Genomic DNA, 14,457 nt, shown 5'->3' on the forward strand with positions numbered 1-14,457 from the left:
GCCGTGACCTCGATTTAATCGGCCATGTGCTTACGCTTCGCCGCATGCAAGCGGCCGGCTGAACCGCTCAGATGACGCGCAGCGTGATCGCTTTGAGCACCGCGCGCGTGCGATCGCGGGTGTCGAGCTTGTCGAGGATTGCCGACACGTAGTTCTTAATCGTGCCTTCGGCCAGGAACATCGCGCGCGCGATCTCCTTGTTCGAATAGCCGCCGGCCATGAGGCGCAGCACCGCGACCTCGCGTTCGGAAAACAAGCTGCGCGGCGCGTTGTCGGCGTGGTAGCGATAACGCGCACGGACTGGTCCGCTGCTGACCGGCGCCAGCAACACCTCGCCGCGCGCGAGGCGCGCGATCGCCTCATGCAGGTCATCGGGCGCCGCATCCTTGAGCAAGAAGCCCTGCGCGCCGGCGTCGCGGGCGCGCAGCAGCAGATCGGGATCATCGAACGTGGTCAGCAGCAGCACGGGCGTAGCATCGCCGCGCTCGCGTAACGCGCCCACGAGCGCGATGCCATCGAGTCCGGGCATACGCACGTCGCTGATCACCACGTCGACGCGCGTCGTCGCCAGCGCGTCGAGCACCGCATCGCCGCTTTCGGCTTCGAGCGCGATCTCGATGCCGCGGCGCTCGAGCAGTGCGCGCAGGCCGGCACGCACGAGCGCCTGATCGTCGGCGAGCGCAATGCGCACGGCGGCTTCGCTCATCGCGGCAGCACCGCTTCGATGCGCAGCGCGCCGCGCTCGCTGCGCGCGAGGTGCAGCTGCCCGCCGCGCTCTTCGACGCGCTCGCGCATGCCCGACAGGCCGTTGCCTTCGCGCAGGGTGCCGCGCAGCCGCCCGTCGTCTTCGATGGCGACGACGAGCGCGCCTGCTGCATCGCGCAGTGCCACCTGCACCTGCGTTGCGTCGCCGTGCCGTGCGCTGTTCGTCAGCGCTTCCTGCACGAGCCGCAGCACCGTCTCGGCGAGCGCCGGATCGTCGATGCGCACGCGGTCGTCGATGTCGAGCGCAAGCCGCGGGCGCGGCAGCGGCGCCGCGAGTGCGTGCAGCGCCGTGGCGAGATCGAGCCCGGGCGCATCGCGCAGCGCATGCACGACGTTGCGCAGGTCGCCGAGCAGCTCGCGGGCCATCCGCTGCGCGATCGCCACTTCGGTGCGTGCTGCGAATGCGGGGTCGGCGGCGAGCACGTGCAGATTGAGCGACATTGCAGTGAGCTTGTGGCCGGCCACGTCATGCAGCTCGCGCGCCACGCGCAGGCGTTCGGCATCGCGCGCGCTGTCGGCGAGCAGCGCGCGCGTGGCGAGCAGATCGGCGTTGACGCGGGCGAGCGCATCGCGTGCGCGCTCGGCGGTCAGCGCGTAATGCGCGCACAGCATCGCGAAGCCCTGGAAGCCCGCATACAGCAGCGTGACAACGAGGGCGGCCGGGTGCCCGTGCGTGCGCAGGATCAGATAGACCGTTACGTCCGCCAGCACGAGCGCGGCGAGCACGACTTGCATCGGCCAGGCCAGCGTGATCGCCACGGCCCAGATCACAAGCAGCACCTGCGCGGTGCCGACCTTCGGCGACAGCGCAATGAGACTCAGCGCGAGCACGGACTGCACGATCAGCACCGCATGGCCGAGCGTACGATGACGTGCCGATGCGGCGTCGTGGAAGAAAAAGGCGAGCGTGAAGGCGGCCAGCAACGCCCAGCCCAGACCCGCGTTCTCGGTCGGCAGCCACCGCAACGACAGTGCGACCGCGAACAGCGTGCACATCGCCGCGAGATTCAGCGGTCGGAACAGCGCGGACAGGGTGGCGTGCATGGCGGCCATGCTGGGGGGTGCCGGTCGCGACCGCAACGGAACACGCGTCGAAAGTGACTTCCGGCAGGTCGACGTCGTGACCGCCGGGCCTGCCCCGCAGCAGTGCGCGCGCCGAAGCTGGACGCCGTTCACTGCGGAGGTTGCCCCGATGTCCGGCTATTCGCTTTTCGTTGCCCTGCACGTCGGCGCCGGCGTGATCGCGCTGGTTGCGTTCTGGCTCAACGCCGCACTGCGCAAAGGCAGCCGCCCCCATCGCCTCGTCGGTCGCACCTACCTCATCGCGATGGCTGCCGTGATCGTGAGCGGCGCGCCGCTGCTCGTGCAGCGCGTGATCGACGGCCACCCGGCCACCGCCGCATTTCTCGGCTACCTGCTGCTGCTCACCGCGACGGCGACGTGGCTGCTGTGGCGCGCGGTGCGCGATCGGACGGCGCTGCACCGCTACACCGGCCCGGTGTACGGCGGGCTCGCGATCACGAACATTGCGGCCGGCCTCGGCGTGCTGCTGCTCGGCCTGCGCGTCGATGCGCCGCTGCTGATCGGGTTCTCGGCCGTGGGCTTGGTGACCGGCATCGACATGCTGCGCAAACGCGCGCGCCTTGCCGCGCAGCCGCTGTGGTGGCGGAGCGAGCACACCGCCGCGGTGATCGCCTGCGGCGTTGCCACGCACATCGCGTTCCTCAGCCTCGGGCTGCCGCGTCTGCTGCCGTCGGTCGACGGCGCCGCGCTGCATTACCTCGCGTGGTTCGGACCGCTCGCCGTGGCCGTCGTCGCGCGTGTGCTGATCGCGCGGCGCCAGCGGCGCGCGATGTTGACCCGGACCACTCGCCCGGCCGTCGTGACGACCGCGGCCGCAGACGTCGCCCGCTGACCGCCTACAACGCGAGCGGCTCCACGCGCACCGACCGCACGGCGGCACGCCCGGCATCGGCTGCCGCCTCGCGTGTCTGCGCCGGCGTTGCGACGTCGATCTCGACGCGCACGCCCGCGCCCAGCGCATCGGCCACCGCCTGCGCGCGGGCCCGCGCGGTGCGTGCATCGCCGCCGTGGCCGGTCACGCGCACCGCGTCGACGCCCCAGCGCGCGAGTGACCAGGCAATCGCGTCGGCGCGGGCTTTCATCTCGGCATCGAGTTCGGCGCTGTCGTCGGCGAACACGAGCGGCGGCAGCGCCTGCAGCGCGGGCACGACCCGCACCGGCACCGCGGCGTCGGCCTGCAGCGCGCGTTCGAGGCCGAGCGCTTCGATCGCATCAAGCCCCGCGCGCGGGCGCAGCTGCCAGCGCACGCCGCCGCCTTCGAGCACTTCAAACTCACCCAGGTGCGCGAGCGCACGATCACGCATGTCCTCGAGCGCGCGATCGCGTGCGCTGCGCCGCTGCGCATCGCGCGTGGCCGCGTCCTGCAAGCGCTCGACGCTGGTGCGCAGCTGCGCGAGCGTTGCCTCCTGCGCCTGCAACTGCGCGTCGTCGGCGGTCAGCACTTCGCGCAGCTGCACGGTGACCGGCTGGCCGATCTCGCGCTCGAGCCGCTGCTCAAGCTGGGTCGCAAGCTTGGGCCGGTGCCGCGGCGTGAGCAGCACTGCGTCGACATGCAGCACGCGCCCGTCGCGGTCCACGCGCAGCGTCGTGACCCGGCCGTTGCTCTCGCGCGCGGCCTCATCGAGCGTGGTGCGGATCGTGCGGTCGACGACGCTGCGCTGCGCGATGTCGCGCAATGCGAGGCCGAGCGGCACCGACAGCAACGCGAACGTGCCGATGATGAGCGTGGCTTGCCACGCGGTCTGGCGCGGCGAGTCGTCGCGGGCAAAGCCATACCAGCGCGCCATCATCGTGACCGACAGCGCGATCGCGAGCAGGTTGGTCATGAACAAAAAGCCCGCACCGCCGACGATGCTCGGGCTGTTTGATGCGATGCCGTACCCGACCACTGCGAGCGGCGGCATCAATGCGGTCGCGATCGCGACGCCGACGATCGTCTCGCCCTTGCGCGTGATCGTCGCGTACGCGCCGGCAAGACCCGAGAACACTGCGACAAGCAGGTCGAACAACGTGGGCTCGGTGCGCGCGAGGATCTGCGGCGTGGCTTCCTGCAGCGGCGAAACCGCGACGATGAGCACGGCGATCAACAGCGATGCGGCCAGGCCGACCGCGAGCGTCGTCAGCGCGAGCCGCAACTTGCGGAAGTCGAACGTCGCAAGCGACATGCCCATCTCGACGATCGGCCCCATCAGCGGCGAGATCAGCATCGCGCCGATGATCACCGCGACCGAGTCCTGCAGCAGGCCGAGCGTCGCGATGCCGCACGACATCACGATCATGAAGCCGTAGCGCGGACGCAGCGCACCCGCGTCCTCGACGTGGTCGAGCACTGCCTGGCGGTCGACTTCCAGGTGGGTGCGACGCCAGTGGCGCAGCCAGCGCCACCAGATACCGGGACCGGTCATCGCGCGCGAAACCGCAATGCGGCGTTCGATCGCTTCGATAGCGTGCGCGGGCCGCGCGCGCCGAGCCGCAACGGTAACGCGCTCACGGCCTGCGGTTGGGTTCCAGCCCCAGGCTCGCCTGCAGCCGGTGCTGAAGGCGCTGCACCTGCGCCAGCAGGCGCTCGGCCTGGGCGTCGTCGAGATCGCGCAGGCCGTGCGACAACGTCGCGAGTTGGTCGAGGCTGCTCTGCAATTCGCCGAGTTCGACCTGAGCGCGTTCGCCCGCGAGCGAACCGACCGAGGTGCCGGCATTGCCCGCCCCGCAGCGGTGCTTGAGCATCAGGCGCAGACGCTCGGCCAGGCGTCGGTCGGTGTCCGTCCACGGCCGTGCGTGGCCGACCGAGGTCTCGCGCCAGCTCGCGAAGCTCGTGCGCGGGCCGACCTTTGCACCGGTCGCGTCGATCTGGAACGGCGCATCCGGGCGTCCGGCCCAGCGCACGTCCTCGAGCTGCTCGCGCCGGAAGAACAGCAACCACTCGGCGCATGTGCTGTCGAGCGCCACCGCGAGCACGCCGGCGAGGCCGTCATCGCAGCGACCTTCACCGCCCAAGCGCCAGTCGGCCACATCGCCGGTCATGACGATCGCATCACGGCCGTTGCCAATGCCCGCGCCGGTGCGGCGCAGCCAGTCGCGTGCCTCGTCCAGGCCCGCGCGGCTCGGCACGCGGCCCGTCGTGTTCCAGTCATCGCCGCGCAGCATCGCCACGCCGTCGCTTGGAACCGCGCGCTGCACGAGCGTGAGTTCGGTCGAGAGCGCCAGCGACGGCATGCGTGCATGCACGAGCTTGGTTTCAAGATGATCGCGGGCGGCACTGGCCTGTTCCTCGTACGCCATGGTCAGCTGCAGTTCGCGCGCGGCAATGCGCATCGACACGAACATACCGAACAGGTCGGCTGCGCCGCGCACCGCGGGCGGCACCGCACGCGGCGTGCGGTGATGGCAGGCGATCAGGCCCCAGAGGCGGTCGTCGACGACGATCGAGATCGACATCGAGGCGGCTACGCCCATGTTCTTGAGGTAGGCGATGTGGACCGGCGACACGCTTCGCAGCGCATGCTGGGAAAGATCGAGCGGCCGGCCGTCGGGCAGTGTCGGCGGCACCAGCGGCACCGGCGCGTAGCCGACGTCGGGGATCACGCGGATGCGGTTGCGCAGATACAGCGCACGCGCCTGCGGCGGGATGTCCGAGCCCGGGAAACGCAGGCCGAGATACGGGTCGAGATCGCCGGCGCGGGCCTCGGCGATCACCTCGCCCGAGTCGTCGTGCAGGAAGCGGTAGAGCATCACGCGGTCGAAGCCGGTCACCAGGCGCACCTGCTCGGCGATCGCGCGGTGGAACTCGGCCTCGTCCTCGACGTTCACGAGCCGCGCGATCATCTGCTGCGACAGGTCGCTCGCGCCGGTCTTCGCGCGCAGCCCCTGCGGCTCGATCTCGATGTGCACGAGATCGTCCTCGCGGTGCACGCCGAACTCGAAGATCTCCGCATGCGGGCCGAGGTTGCCCGCCGCGGCGCCGAACGGGCGATGGCCGACGCCGCTGTCGACGGCGGCGTTCGCGATCGCCTCGACCATGGCATCGTCGAGCAGCTGAGAGAGGTCCAGCCCGACCAGCTGCGCCGCGGGCTCGCCAAAGAGCTGCTCGCAGTTCGCCGAGGCGTGGCGGACGATCCAATCCGGCGCCGAGCACGACAGCAGGTAGCCGGCCGGCTGGATCGAGGCCGAGTGCTGGATCGGCTCGCTCGCGCATTGCGCAAGGGCCTGTTCGTAGCCGGCGACGTCGGTCGGGTGCATCCTCAGGTCCTTTCCGCCGCAAGGGCGAAGCTGTCCTCGGCAAGCGCGAACGTACGCATCGCGCCCAACTCTGCCGACGCGGCAGCCGCGCCGTCGTCCTCGACACCGTCCAGCCGGGCCAGCAGCGCGCGCCAGCGTCGCGGATCGTCCGCGTGCGCCTGCAGAAAGTGTACGCCCCCCACGGGACCGGGCCGTTGGCGCAGCTGGTGCATCATCATGCGCGCGCCCTGCGCCGAGCCTTCGAGCACGTAGAGCGCGCCGAGCAGGCCCGGGCCGTCGTCGAACTCCAGGGCCGGGGCCAGCGTGAGCGCGGGGAGTTCGAGTTCGGCGAGGTCGGATTCGAGCAGCGGTGAACGCGCGGGGACCAGCCAGTCCCGCCACTCGGGCTCGGCGTGAAAGCGCGCCGAGCCGCGTTCGAACGCGTCGACCGTGCGCTGCATGCCGCGCAGGTAGCACGCGTGGCTCGGCGCATCGAGCAGGCCGTTCGAAAAGCGCGCATCGATGCGCGCATGGACGGCCTCAGTGGCGCCGCGCAGACGGGTGAGCAGTGCCACGCGGCAGGTCCGGCGCGCTCAAGGCCCGCTGGCCCGAACGCGATCTGAAGAGGTCAGGGGCGTCGACTGGAGTCGCTGCCCACGGTGGCGCGTGCATCGGCACCCGCGGCTCAGACGTCGCCTTCGCTGAGCCAGCCCTCGCCGGTACCCCGCTGGTGCGCGACGTCGGTGTCGAGCACGTCGCCGGCGGGGATCGACGGCAAAGTGTCGAGCTTTTGGTAGATCGGCGCGAAGTCCGGGCTCGTCGCTTCCATCAGCTGCTCATAGCTGTCGATGACGAAGTACGTCTTCTGGTACGTGTCGATGCGGTAGCGCGTGCGCATGATGCGCTCGAGGTCGAAGCCGATGCGGTTCGGCGCGGCCGATTCGAGGCAGTGGATCGACTCGCCCTTGCTGCTCACGATGCCGCTGCCGTAGATGCGCAGCCCGTCCGCCTGCTTGATGAGGCCGAACTCGACCGTGTACCAGTACAGCCGCGTCAAATAGGTCAGCGCTTCGCCGCCGATCCCGTGCGCCTTGACGCCGCCGCGGCCGTAGGCGGCCATGTAGTCGGCGAACACCGGGTTCATGAGCAGCGGCACGTGGCCGAACAGGTCATGGAACAGGTCCGGCTCGGACAGGTAATCGAGCTGCTCGGGCTTGCGAATCCACCAGGTGACCGGAAAGCGGCGGTTCGCGAGGTGGTCGAAGAAGTCGAGCTCGGGCAGCAGGCCCTGCACCGCGATGAGCTCCCAGCCGGTCGCCTTGCGCAGCAGCTTGTTGAGCTCATCGAACTTCGGGATGCGGTCCGGCGACATGTTCATCGCCCCCTGCGTGCGCAGGAACTCGTCGCTGGCCCGGCCCTTGAGCACCTCGCGCTGGCGCGCGAACAGCTGCGCCCAGACCTCGTGGTCGGTGCTCGTGTACGTGCTCCACGGCTGCTCGATGACGGCCGTCGTGTAGACGGGGACGTAGCCCTTGTCGGTGAGCTGGTGTTCGACGCGTTCGGGCTGGGCGTTCACGGCTAGGCTCCTCGCGATGGGGCAGTGACGTCCACGATAGCGCGGACCACGTGCAATCGGCGTGCGTCCATTGCGCGCCGCGGCCGAGACGGCGCAATATTCGTGCGTCGATCCCGCCATGCACGCCACTAATGACCAAAGCCGAGCTCGATCGCACCGACCTGCTGCTGCTCGCCGAGCTGCAGCGCGGCGCGCGGCTTACGAACGCGGAGCTCGCCGAGCGCGTGCACCTGTCGGCCTCGGCCTGCCTGCGCCGCGTGCAGCGGCTCGAACGCGACGGCGTGATCGCCGGGTACCGCGCCCAGGTCGATCCCGAGCGCCTCGGCCTTGGGCTGCAGGCGTTCGTGCGGGTGCAGCTCACGCGCCACGACGCGGCGTCGGTGGCGGCGTTCGCGCAGCTGGTGAACGGCTGGGACGACGTCGTGGCCTGCCACGCGCTCACCGGCGACATGGACTACCTGCTGCACGTGGTCGTGCGCGACCTCGAGCATTTCTCCCGGTTCCTGCTCGATCGGCTGCTCAACGACGCCGGCGTCGCCGACGTCAACTCGAGCTTCGTGCTGCGCACGGTCAAGGCGTTTCGGGGGATGCCGCTGCCGTCGCGCTGAGCGCCTCGTCGGGCGCGGACGCATCGGCAATGACGACGCGGTTGCGGCCGCCGCGCTTGGCCGCGTAAAGCGCAGCGTCGGCCGCGGCAAGTGCGCGTGCGAACTGCGCGTCGTCGGTCCATGCGGCCAGACCCAGGCTCGCGGTGACCGGCACGCGCAGCGCGTCGATTGCAAATGGCGCATCGCCGACCGCCGCACGCAGCCGCTCGGCCGCCGCCGCTGCATCGCTGCAGTGCGTGGCATCGAGCAGCACGAGGAACTCCTCACCGCCCCAGCGCGCGATCAGCGCATCGCTGCGCAGGTGGCCGCGCATGCGACCGGAGACTGCGCGCAGCACGGCGTCGCCGCAGTCGTGGCCGTGGCTGTCGTTGATGTTCTTGAAATGATCGACGTCGACGAGCAGCAGCGCAGGCGTATGGCCGCGCGCACGCACCTGGGCATGCCACTGCGGCGCACGCTCGTGCAGCGCGCGCCGCGTGAGCAGTCCGGTGAGCTCGTCCGTGCTTGCAAGCCGGCTCAGCCGCGCGCCGAGCTGCGCGTTCGCGAGGTTCAGCACGAGCGCGCCGACTGCGAGCGGCATCAGCGCGTGCGTCACCGCGAAGACGGTGAGCAGCGGCTCCGGCATGTACATGAGGTGGCGCAGCTCAGGCCCGCGGTAGTCGATCGCGTACCACAGCGTCTGCGCCCAGGTCGCCGCGTACAGCGCGCAGATGACGCCCACGGCGCGCTCGGCTGCCGAGCGCGGCCGCAGCAGTGCATGCCGCGTCGCATATGCGAGGTTCACCGCAAACAGCAGGAAAATCGCGTGGAACACGATGCCGAACCCGCGCGGCGGCAACGGCCAGGCGGCGATCACGAGGCCGGCCAGCACTGCGACGCTCGGCAGTGCGCCGAAGCGCGGCGGGCGGGCCGAGACCATCCAGCCGAGTCCGCGTGCGATCAGCGCAGTGCCGACCAGCGACGCGGTCGCGCCGAACAGGATCGGCCAGCGCACTGTTGTGTCGGTGAACGCGTTGTGCGCGAGGCCGACGCCGAGGATCACGAAGCCGTACAGGCACAGGTTGAGCGGCGCGCGCTGCGAGGGCTCGGCCTGGCGCGCGATCAGCATCATCACCGCGCCGAGCAGGGAACCGACCCCGGCGATGATGTAGGCGGACAGCATGTCGATCGGGCGCATGGGCTCGTATTCCGCCCCCGGTGAATGCGGAAGGACGCGGACACGTTATCGGCGCGCGCCGCCTGCGGTTGATGCCGCGCCGCCTGCAGGCACGCGAACACGAACCGCGGTCACAGTGCCGGCGCGCCAGCGCTCGTGTTCGCTGTCCGGGCCGTCCGCTCAGCCGCAGCGCTCGCGGCCCAGCAAACGCTCGACACGGCCGGCCTGCGCCTCGCATTCGGCGCGTGCGCGGGCGGCGTCGGCCTCGGCGCGGCGGCGCGCTTCGGCCTGCGCGGCGTCGGCCCGCGCCTTCGTCATCGCGGCCAGCTCGGCGCGGATGCGCGGCAGCACGGCCAGCGCAGCGCGTTCGCCTTCGAGGATCGCGCGGTTCTTCGCCTCGAAGTCGGTCGCGCCGATGTCGAGCACCGCCGGGCGGATCACCGCGTTCGCACGCGCGAGTTCGAGCGCGCCGAGCTTCTGGCCCATGATCGTGATCGATTGGTTGACGTTGCCGAGCAGGCTGCCCGGCGCGCTGCCGCCGGCCTTGCTCGAGATGTCGACCGCGATGATGTAATCCGCACCAAGCCCGCGCGCAGCGTCGACCGGCACCGGGCTCACCACGCCGCCGTCCACGTATGTGCTCTTGCCGATCTTCACCGGCTCGAAGACGCCCGGGATGCTGCTCGATGCGCGCACCGCCTGGCCGGTGTTGCCGCGCGTGAACACGGTGCGCTCGCCGTCCTCGAGCCGCGTGGCGACGACCGCGAGCGGGCGTTTCATCGATTGCAGCGGGCGCTGGCCGACGAGCTCGTTGACATAGCTCTGCAGCTTTTCGCCCTTGACCACGCCGCCGGAGAACAGGCTCACGTCGCGGATCGAGGCCTCGTCGAGCTCGAACGCCTTGGTCTGCATCGCGAACGCGTCCATGCCGCTCGCGTACAGGGCGCCGACGACGCTGCCCGCGCTGGTGCCGGACACGACGTCGACGCGGATGCCGTTTGCCTCGAGCATCTTGATAACGCCGATGTGCGCGAAGCCCTTCGCCGCGCCGCCGCCGAGCGCGAGGCCCACGCGCACGGGCTTCGGGGCCGGGGCGGCGGTGGACGGTGCGGGCGCCACGGGCGCCGGCGCCGCGGCCTTGACCGGTGCGCCGCCGCAGGCGGCAAGCAGCGCGGTGACGGCGCCGAGGCTCAGGGCATGGAACAAACGGGACAGGCGCATCGGGGCATCCGGATCGGCGACGCCGCGCGGCGCGCGGTCGATCGGCGCGCAGCATAGCGGCCGCGCAGGGGGCGAACCCGACCGCAGGCCGAACGCCTGCGATGGGTGCTCACGGAGGCGGCGCGGCGGTCACCCGTCGCGGTGGGTCGCATCGCCAGTGCCCATGCGATGCGATCGACGGCACGGGGTAGGCACGCACCGGCGGACCGCGCCGGCCCGCCGGTGATGCCTGTGCTCGCCGTCAGTTGTCGCCGTCGAGCAGCCGCCCGAGCCCGCCGAGCATTGAACCCTCGCCGCGGGCCTGACCGCCGCCCTGGGGCGCCGCGGCGAGCATGCGGCCGGCCATGCGCGAGAACGGCAGCGACTGCAGCCAGACCTTGCCCGGGCCGGTCAGCGTCGCGAGGAACACGCCTTCGCCGCCGAAGAACATGCTCTTGACCCCGCCGACCGGGCGCACGTCCATGCTCACGCCCGCGTGGTAGGCGACCACGCAGCCGGTGTCGACGTCGAGCCGCTCGCCCGGCGCGAGATCGCGCTCGACCATCGTGCCGCCGGCGTGGATGAACACCCAGCCGTCGCCTTCGAGCTTCTGCATGATGAAGCCCTCGCCGCCGAACAGGCCGGTGAGGATCTTGCGCTGCAAGTGGATGCCGACGGACACGCCGCGCGCGCCGGCGAGGAAGCTGTCCTTCTGGCAGATCAGCCGGCCGCCGTGCTCGTCGAGCTTCATCGGCACCACGGTGCCCGGGTACGGCGCCGCGAACGCAACGCGCGCTTTGCCACTGCCGGTGTGCGTGAACATCGTCGTGAACAGGCTCTCGCCGGTCAGCACGCGCTTGCCGGCCGAGAAGATCTTGTCCATGAAACCGCCGCCCTGGCCCGAATGCGAGCCGTCGCCGAACACGGTGTCCATCTGGATGCTCGCGTCCTTGTACATGAGCGCGCCGGCCTCGGAGATCGCACTCTCGCCGGGATCGAGCTCGATCTCCACGAACGGCATGTCGTTGCCGACGATGCGGAAGTCGATGTCGTCGCTGCGACCGCGCGCGCCGCCCGCGCCCGGAGGCGGCGGCATGTGCGGCGGCGGGCCGCCGGCAGGTGCGCGCAGCTCGGGCACCTCGCGCACGGGCTTCCAACCGCTCATGCCTTCGCGCCAGGCCTGCGCCTCGGGGTGCTGGCGCACGAATTCGAGCGCGGAGGCTTCATCGAGCGGGCCGACGCGGTCGGTGCCGTGCGGGGGAACGAAATACCACTGGGTCATCGCGGCAATCCTTGTGCGGAAACAGGGGAGGCGAGTGTAGTCAGCGCACGCGGCGGCTTCAGGCTGGACGCCGGTTGCGCGTTGGGTGCGGTGCGGTCAGGCGAGTGCGGCGTGCGCGGCTGCATGCGCGTGCAGCGCCGCCGTGTCGAACAGCGGCACGCTCGCGTCATCGGCGGCAACGAGCAGGCCGATCTCGGTGCAGCCGAGGATCACGCCCTGCGCGCCGCGTTCGACGAGCGATTCAATGATCGCGCGGTACTGCGCGCGAGAAGCGTCCTCGATGCGGCCGCGGCACAGCTCGTCGTAGATCACCCGGTGCACGGTGGCGCCTTGCGTCTCGTCGGGAATGATCACCTCGAGGCCGCGGCGCTCGAGCCGCTCGCGCAGGAACGGCTGCTCCATCGTGAAGCGCGTGCCGAGCAGGCCGACGCGCGTGAGGCCCGCGGCATTGATCGCATCGGCGGTCGCGTCGGCGATGTGCACGAGCGGCAGGCCGCTCGCGGTTTCGACCGCATCGGCAACGAGATGCATCGTGTTCGCGCAGATCACGAGAAGTTCGGCCCCGCCCGCACGCAGCGCACGCGCAGCGTCGGCGAGCACGCGGCCGGCCGCGTCCCAGTCGCCCGCGCGCTGCAGCGCCTCGATCTGCGCGAAGTCCACGCTGTAGAGCAGCAGCCGCGCCGAATGCAGGCCGCCGAGACGCTGCGCGACCGTGCGGTTGATCTCGCGGTAGTAGGGAATCGTCGATTCCCAGCTCATGCCGCCGATGAGGCCCAGCGTCTTCATGCGATGCACCGTTGAATGCGATGACTGCATGCTGCCGCCCTGCAGCGTGCGCGGCCCGTGCCGACGGTCACGGCCGGCGCGTCATTCCGCCGTCGAGGTCGCGGCAGGCACCGCGTTCTTGCCGAAGCGCTCGCCGAAGAAGTCGCCGGCGTTCCATTGCGGCCGCTTCGCGTCGTTGCCGATCAATGCACCGATGCGCGCATTGAGCCGCGCAAGCCGCGCCGCATCGCCGTACTGGATCGGCTGTGACGCGTCGTCGCTCGGCTCGTGATAGTGCTCGTCGAGAAAGCCCTTCAGCGCGGCGGTGCCGTCGACGCCGTCCTGCGTCGACTCGATGCCGCCGTCGAGGTACACCGCCGGGATCCCGGCGCGGATGAACGCGTACTGATCGCTCCGCACGAACACGACTTCCTCGGGGAACGGATCGCGCGAGAGCCTGACGCCGACCTCGCGCGCGGCGCGCTCGACGATCGGCTGCAGGCTCGAATGCTCGACGCCGATCGGGATCACGTCGGACGTCGGCGCGAGCAGCACCGGCATGTCCATGTTGACGTTCGCGACGATCGAGCCGCGCGGCACGGTCGGATGCGTCGCGAACCACTCCGCGCCGAGCAGGCCTTTTTCCTCGGCGGTGAGCGCGATGAACACCGACGAGCGACCCGGCGCCTTCTCACCTGAGGCGAGTTCGCGCGCGGCCTCGAGCATGATGCCGACGCCGAGCGCGTTGTCGAGCGCGCCGTTGTAGATCGCGTCGCCGTTCACCGGCGTGCCGATGCCGACGTGATCGAGGTGCGCGGTGAATGCGACATGCTCGCCGGCGAGCTTCGAATCCGAACCCGGCAGCCGGCCGACGACATTGCGCGACTCGGCGTTCTCGATGCGCGTGCGCGCGGCCAGCGTGAGCGTGCCCGGCAGGTCGAACGGCGCCGGTGTGCCCGCCTTCGCGGCCTTGAACACCGGTTTCGGATCGCGGCCGAGCAGCGCAGCCGCGTTCGCGGCGCTCACGCTCGCGACGACCTGGAGCTGCGGGAACGTGTCGACGCCCTTGCCGTCCGCACCGCGCAGGCGCATGCCCGGATGGTCCCAATGCGCGGCGCCGCGCGCCCACGGTCGGCGCGCCTCGTCGTCGTCGGTCGCGACGAACACCGCGCCGACCGCGCCGCGGCGCGCGAGTTCGGCAAGCTTTTCGCGTGTCGATGAATAGAACGCACGGCGGTCGTTGTCGAACTTCTCCGGGGCGCCCGCGAACAGCACTGCGATCTTGCCGGTGACATCGATGCCGCGGAAATCGTCGTGCCCGAGCGCCGGCGCATGCACGCCCTGACCGACGAACACGGCCGGCGCGCTCACGCGTGCATCGGCCGCGTTGTAGTTGAGCGCGGGCAGGAAGTCGTCGCGAAAACGCAGCGCGCGGCTCGCGCCGTCGCGCTCGATGCGCAGCTCGCCGCCGGGCTCGCGCACCGCGCGCAGCAGCGGCACGCGCTGGAAGTAGGTGCCGTCATCACCGCCGGGCGCGAGGCCGATCGCGCGCATGCGCTCGGCGACGTAGAGCGAGGCGAGTTCATAACCGCGCGTGCCGGCTTCGCGGCCTTCGAGCAGGTCGTCGGCGAGAAAGCGCACGTCGGCCTCGATGCGCTGCGCGGCGGTGCCGGGCGCGGGCCGCACGTCGCGCGGCACGGGGGCATCTGCGCGGCCGGCTGGGACCTGGTCCGCGCTGCATGCGCTCAGCGCGAGGCCCATTGCGATCCCGTAAAACCAGCCGACTGCGCGCATCCGATGTCCTCGA

At 70.9% G+C, this 14,457-nt stretch carries 13 protein-coding genes; 2 read left to right on the plus strand and 11 right to left on the minus strand.

Annotated features, from left to right (window positions below; genetic code table 11):
- Positions 1-67 precede the first annotated feature (67 nt).
- Together IE075_RS13155 and IE075_RS13160 are read right to left on the minus strand one after the other, a co-directional pair.
- Entirely contained in the window at positions 68-706 is a 639-nt protein-coding gene (locus tag IE075_RS13155) for a response regulator transcription factor (RefSeq protein ID WP_189457377.1), read from the minus strand.
- Positions 703-1,809: a sensor histidine kinase gene (locus IE075_RS13160; RefSeq protein WP_189457380.1), complete on the minus strand. Its 1,107-nt coding sequence runs from the start codon at positions 1,807-1,809 to the stop codon at positions 703-705. Before IE075_RS13160 ends, IE075_RS13155 begins: the two co-directional genes overlap by 4 nt.
- Between IE075_RS13160 and IE075_RS13165 the strand changes: the two genes are divergently transcribed.
- Positions 1,808-2,680, plus strand: a complete 873-nt coding sequence (locus IE075_RS13165) for a DUF2306 domain-containing protein (RefSeq protein ID WP_189457382.1) — start codon at positions 1,808-1,810, stop codon at positions 2,678-2,680. The two genes, IE075_RS13160 and IE075_RS13165, sit on opposite strands and share 2 nt — an antisense overlap.
- A 4-nt stretch (positions 2,681-2,684) precedes the next feature.
- Here IE075_RS13165 and IE075_RS13170 read toward each other — a convergent pair whose 3' ends face one another.
- From IE075_RS13170 to phhA, 4 genes are all read right to left on the minus strand, one after another.
- Positions 2,685-4,253 carry a DUF389 domain-containing protein gene (locus IE075_RS13170; RefSeq protein WP_189457385.1) on the minus strand — a complete coding sequence of 523 codons (1,569 nt, stop codon included), beginning with the start codon at positions 4,251-4,253 and terminating at the stop codon, positions 2,685-2,687.
- A gap of 82 nt (positions 4,254-4,335) precedes the next feature.
- Complete coding sequence (locus tag IE075_RS13175) at positions 4,336-6,084, minus strand: GAF domain-containing protein (RefSeq protein WP_189457387.1); 1,749 nt, start codon at positions 6,082-6,084, stop codon at positions 4,336-4,338.
- Between the two features lie 2 nt (positions 6,085-6,086).
- Positions 6,087-6,638 carry a biliverdin-producing heme oxygenase gene (locus IE075_RS13180; RefSeq protein ID WP_189457389.1) on the minus strand — a complete coding sequence of 184 codons (552 nt, stop codon included), beginning with the start codon at positions 6,636-6,638 and terminating at the stop codon, positions 6,087-6,089.
- A gap of 110 nt (positions 6,639-6,748) precedes the next feature.
- Entirely contained in the window at positions 6,749-7,639 is an 891-nt protein-coding gene (gene phhA, locus IE075_RS13185; RefSeq protein WP_189457391.1) for a phenylalanine 4-monooxygenase, read from the minus strand.
- A gap of 131 nt (positions 7,640-7,770) precedes the next feature.
- Between phhA and IE075_RS13190 the strand changes: the two genes are divergently transcribed.
- Positions 7,771-8,247, plus strand: coding sequence for an Lrp/AsnC family transcriptional regulator (locus IE075_RS13190; RefSeq protein WP_189457394.1), 477 nt, complete (start codon positions 7,771-7,773; stop codon positions 8,245-8,247).
- On the opposite strand, the gene IE075_RS13195 is transcribed toward IE075_RS13190, so the two are convergent.
- The 5 genes from IE075_RS13195 to IE075_RS13215 form a co-directional block, all read right to left on the minus strand.
- The gene (locus IE075_RS13195; RefSeq protein ID WP_189457397.1) at positions 8,210-9,424 is read right to left on the minus strand and encodes a GGDEF domain-containing protein; all 1,215 of its coding nucleotides are present in this window, start codon (positions 9,422-9,424) and stop codon (positions 8,210-8,212) included. The two genes, IE075_RS13190 and IE075_RS13195, sit on opposite strands and share 38 nt — an antisense overlap.
- Positions 9,425-9,583: 159 nt before the next feature.
- Positions 9,584-10,624, minus strand: coding sequence for a patatin-like phospholipase family protein (locus tag IE075_RS13200; protein ID WP_189457399.1), 1,041 nt, complete (start codon positions 10,622-10,624; stop codon positions 9,584-9,586).
- 241 nt (positions 10,625-10,865) lie between these two features.
- Positions 10,866-11,885, minus strand: a complete 1,020-nt coding sequence (locus IE075_RS13205; RefSeq protein WP_189457404.1) for a TIGR00266 family protein — start codon at positions 11,883-11,885, stop codon at positions 10,866-10,868.
- A gap of 96 nt (positions 11,886-11,981) precedes the next feature.
- Positions 11,982-12,671 carry an aspartate/glutamate racemase family protein gene (locus IE075_RS13210; RefSeq protein WP_189457408.1) on the minus strand — a complete coding sequence of 230 codons (690 nt, stop codon included), beginning with the start codon at positions 12,669-12,671 and terminating at the stop codon, positions 11,982-11,984.
- Positions 12,672-12,752: 81 nt separating this feature from the next.
- The gene (locus IE075_RS13215) at positions 12,753-14,444 is read right to left on the minus strand and encodes a M28 family metallopeptidase (RefSeq protein ID WP_189457410.1); all 1,692 of its coding nucleotides are present in this window, start codon (positions 14,442-14,444) and stop codon (positions 12,753-12,755) included.
- Positions 14,445-14,457 lie beyond the last annotated feature (13 nt).

The sequence above is a fragment of the Cognatilysobacter bugurensis genome (assembly GCF_014652095.1).
Classification (GTDB): Bacteria; Pseudomonadota; Gammaproteobacteria; order Xanthomonadales; family Xanthomonadaceae; genus Cognatilysobacter; species Cognatilysobacter bugurensis.

Coding starts and splice junctions, on each gene's coding strand:
- IE075_RS13155 (WP_189457377.1), bottom strand. CDS start 706: ATGAGCGAAGCCGCCGTGCGCATTGCGCTCGCCGACGATCAGGCGCTC.
- IE075_RS13165 (WP_189457382.1), top strand. CDS start 1,808: ATGGCGGCCATGCTGGGGGGTGCCGGTCGCGACCGCAACGGAACACGC.
- IE075_RS13160 (WP_189457380.1), bottom strand. CDS start 1,809: ATGCACGCCACCCTGTCCGCGCTGTTCCGACCGCTGAATCTCGCGGCG.
- IE075_RS13170 (WP_189457385.1), bottom strand. CDS start 4,253: ATGACCGGTCCCGGTATCTGGTGGCGCTGGCTGCGCCACTGGCGTCGC.
- IE075_RS13175 (WP_189457387.1), bottom strand. CDS start 6,084: ATGCACCCGACCGACGTCGCCGGCTACGAACAGGCCCTTGCGCAATGC.
- IE075_RS13190 (WP_189457394.1), top strand. CDS start 7,771: ATGACCAAAGCCGAGCTCGATCGCACCGACCTGCTGCTGCTCGCCGAG.
- IE075_RS13195 (WP_189457397.1), bottom strand. CDS start 9,424: ATGCGCCCGATCGACATGCTGTCCGCCTACATCATCGCCGGGGTCGGT.
- IE075_RS13200 (WP_189457399.1), bottom strand. CDS start 10,624: ATGCGCCTGTCCCGTTTGTTCCATGCCCTGAGCCTCGGCGCCGTCACC.
- IE075_RS13205 (WP_189457404.1), bottom strand. CDS start 11,885: ATGACCCAGTGGTATTTCGTTCCCCCGCACGGCACCGACCGCGTCGGC.
- IE075_RS13210 (WP_189457408.1), bottom strand. CDS start 12,671: ATGAAGACGCTGGGCCTCATCGGCGGCATGAGCTGGGAATCGACGATT.
- IE075_RS13215 (WP_189457410.1), bottom strand. CDS start 14,444: ATGCGCGCAGTCGGCTGGTTTTACGGGATCGCAATGGGCCTCGCGCTG.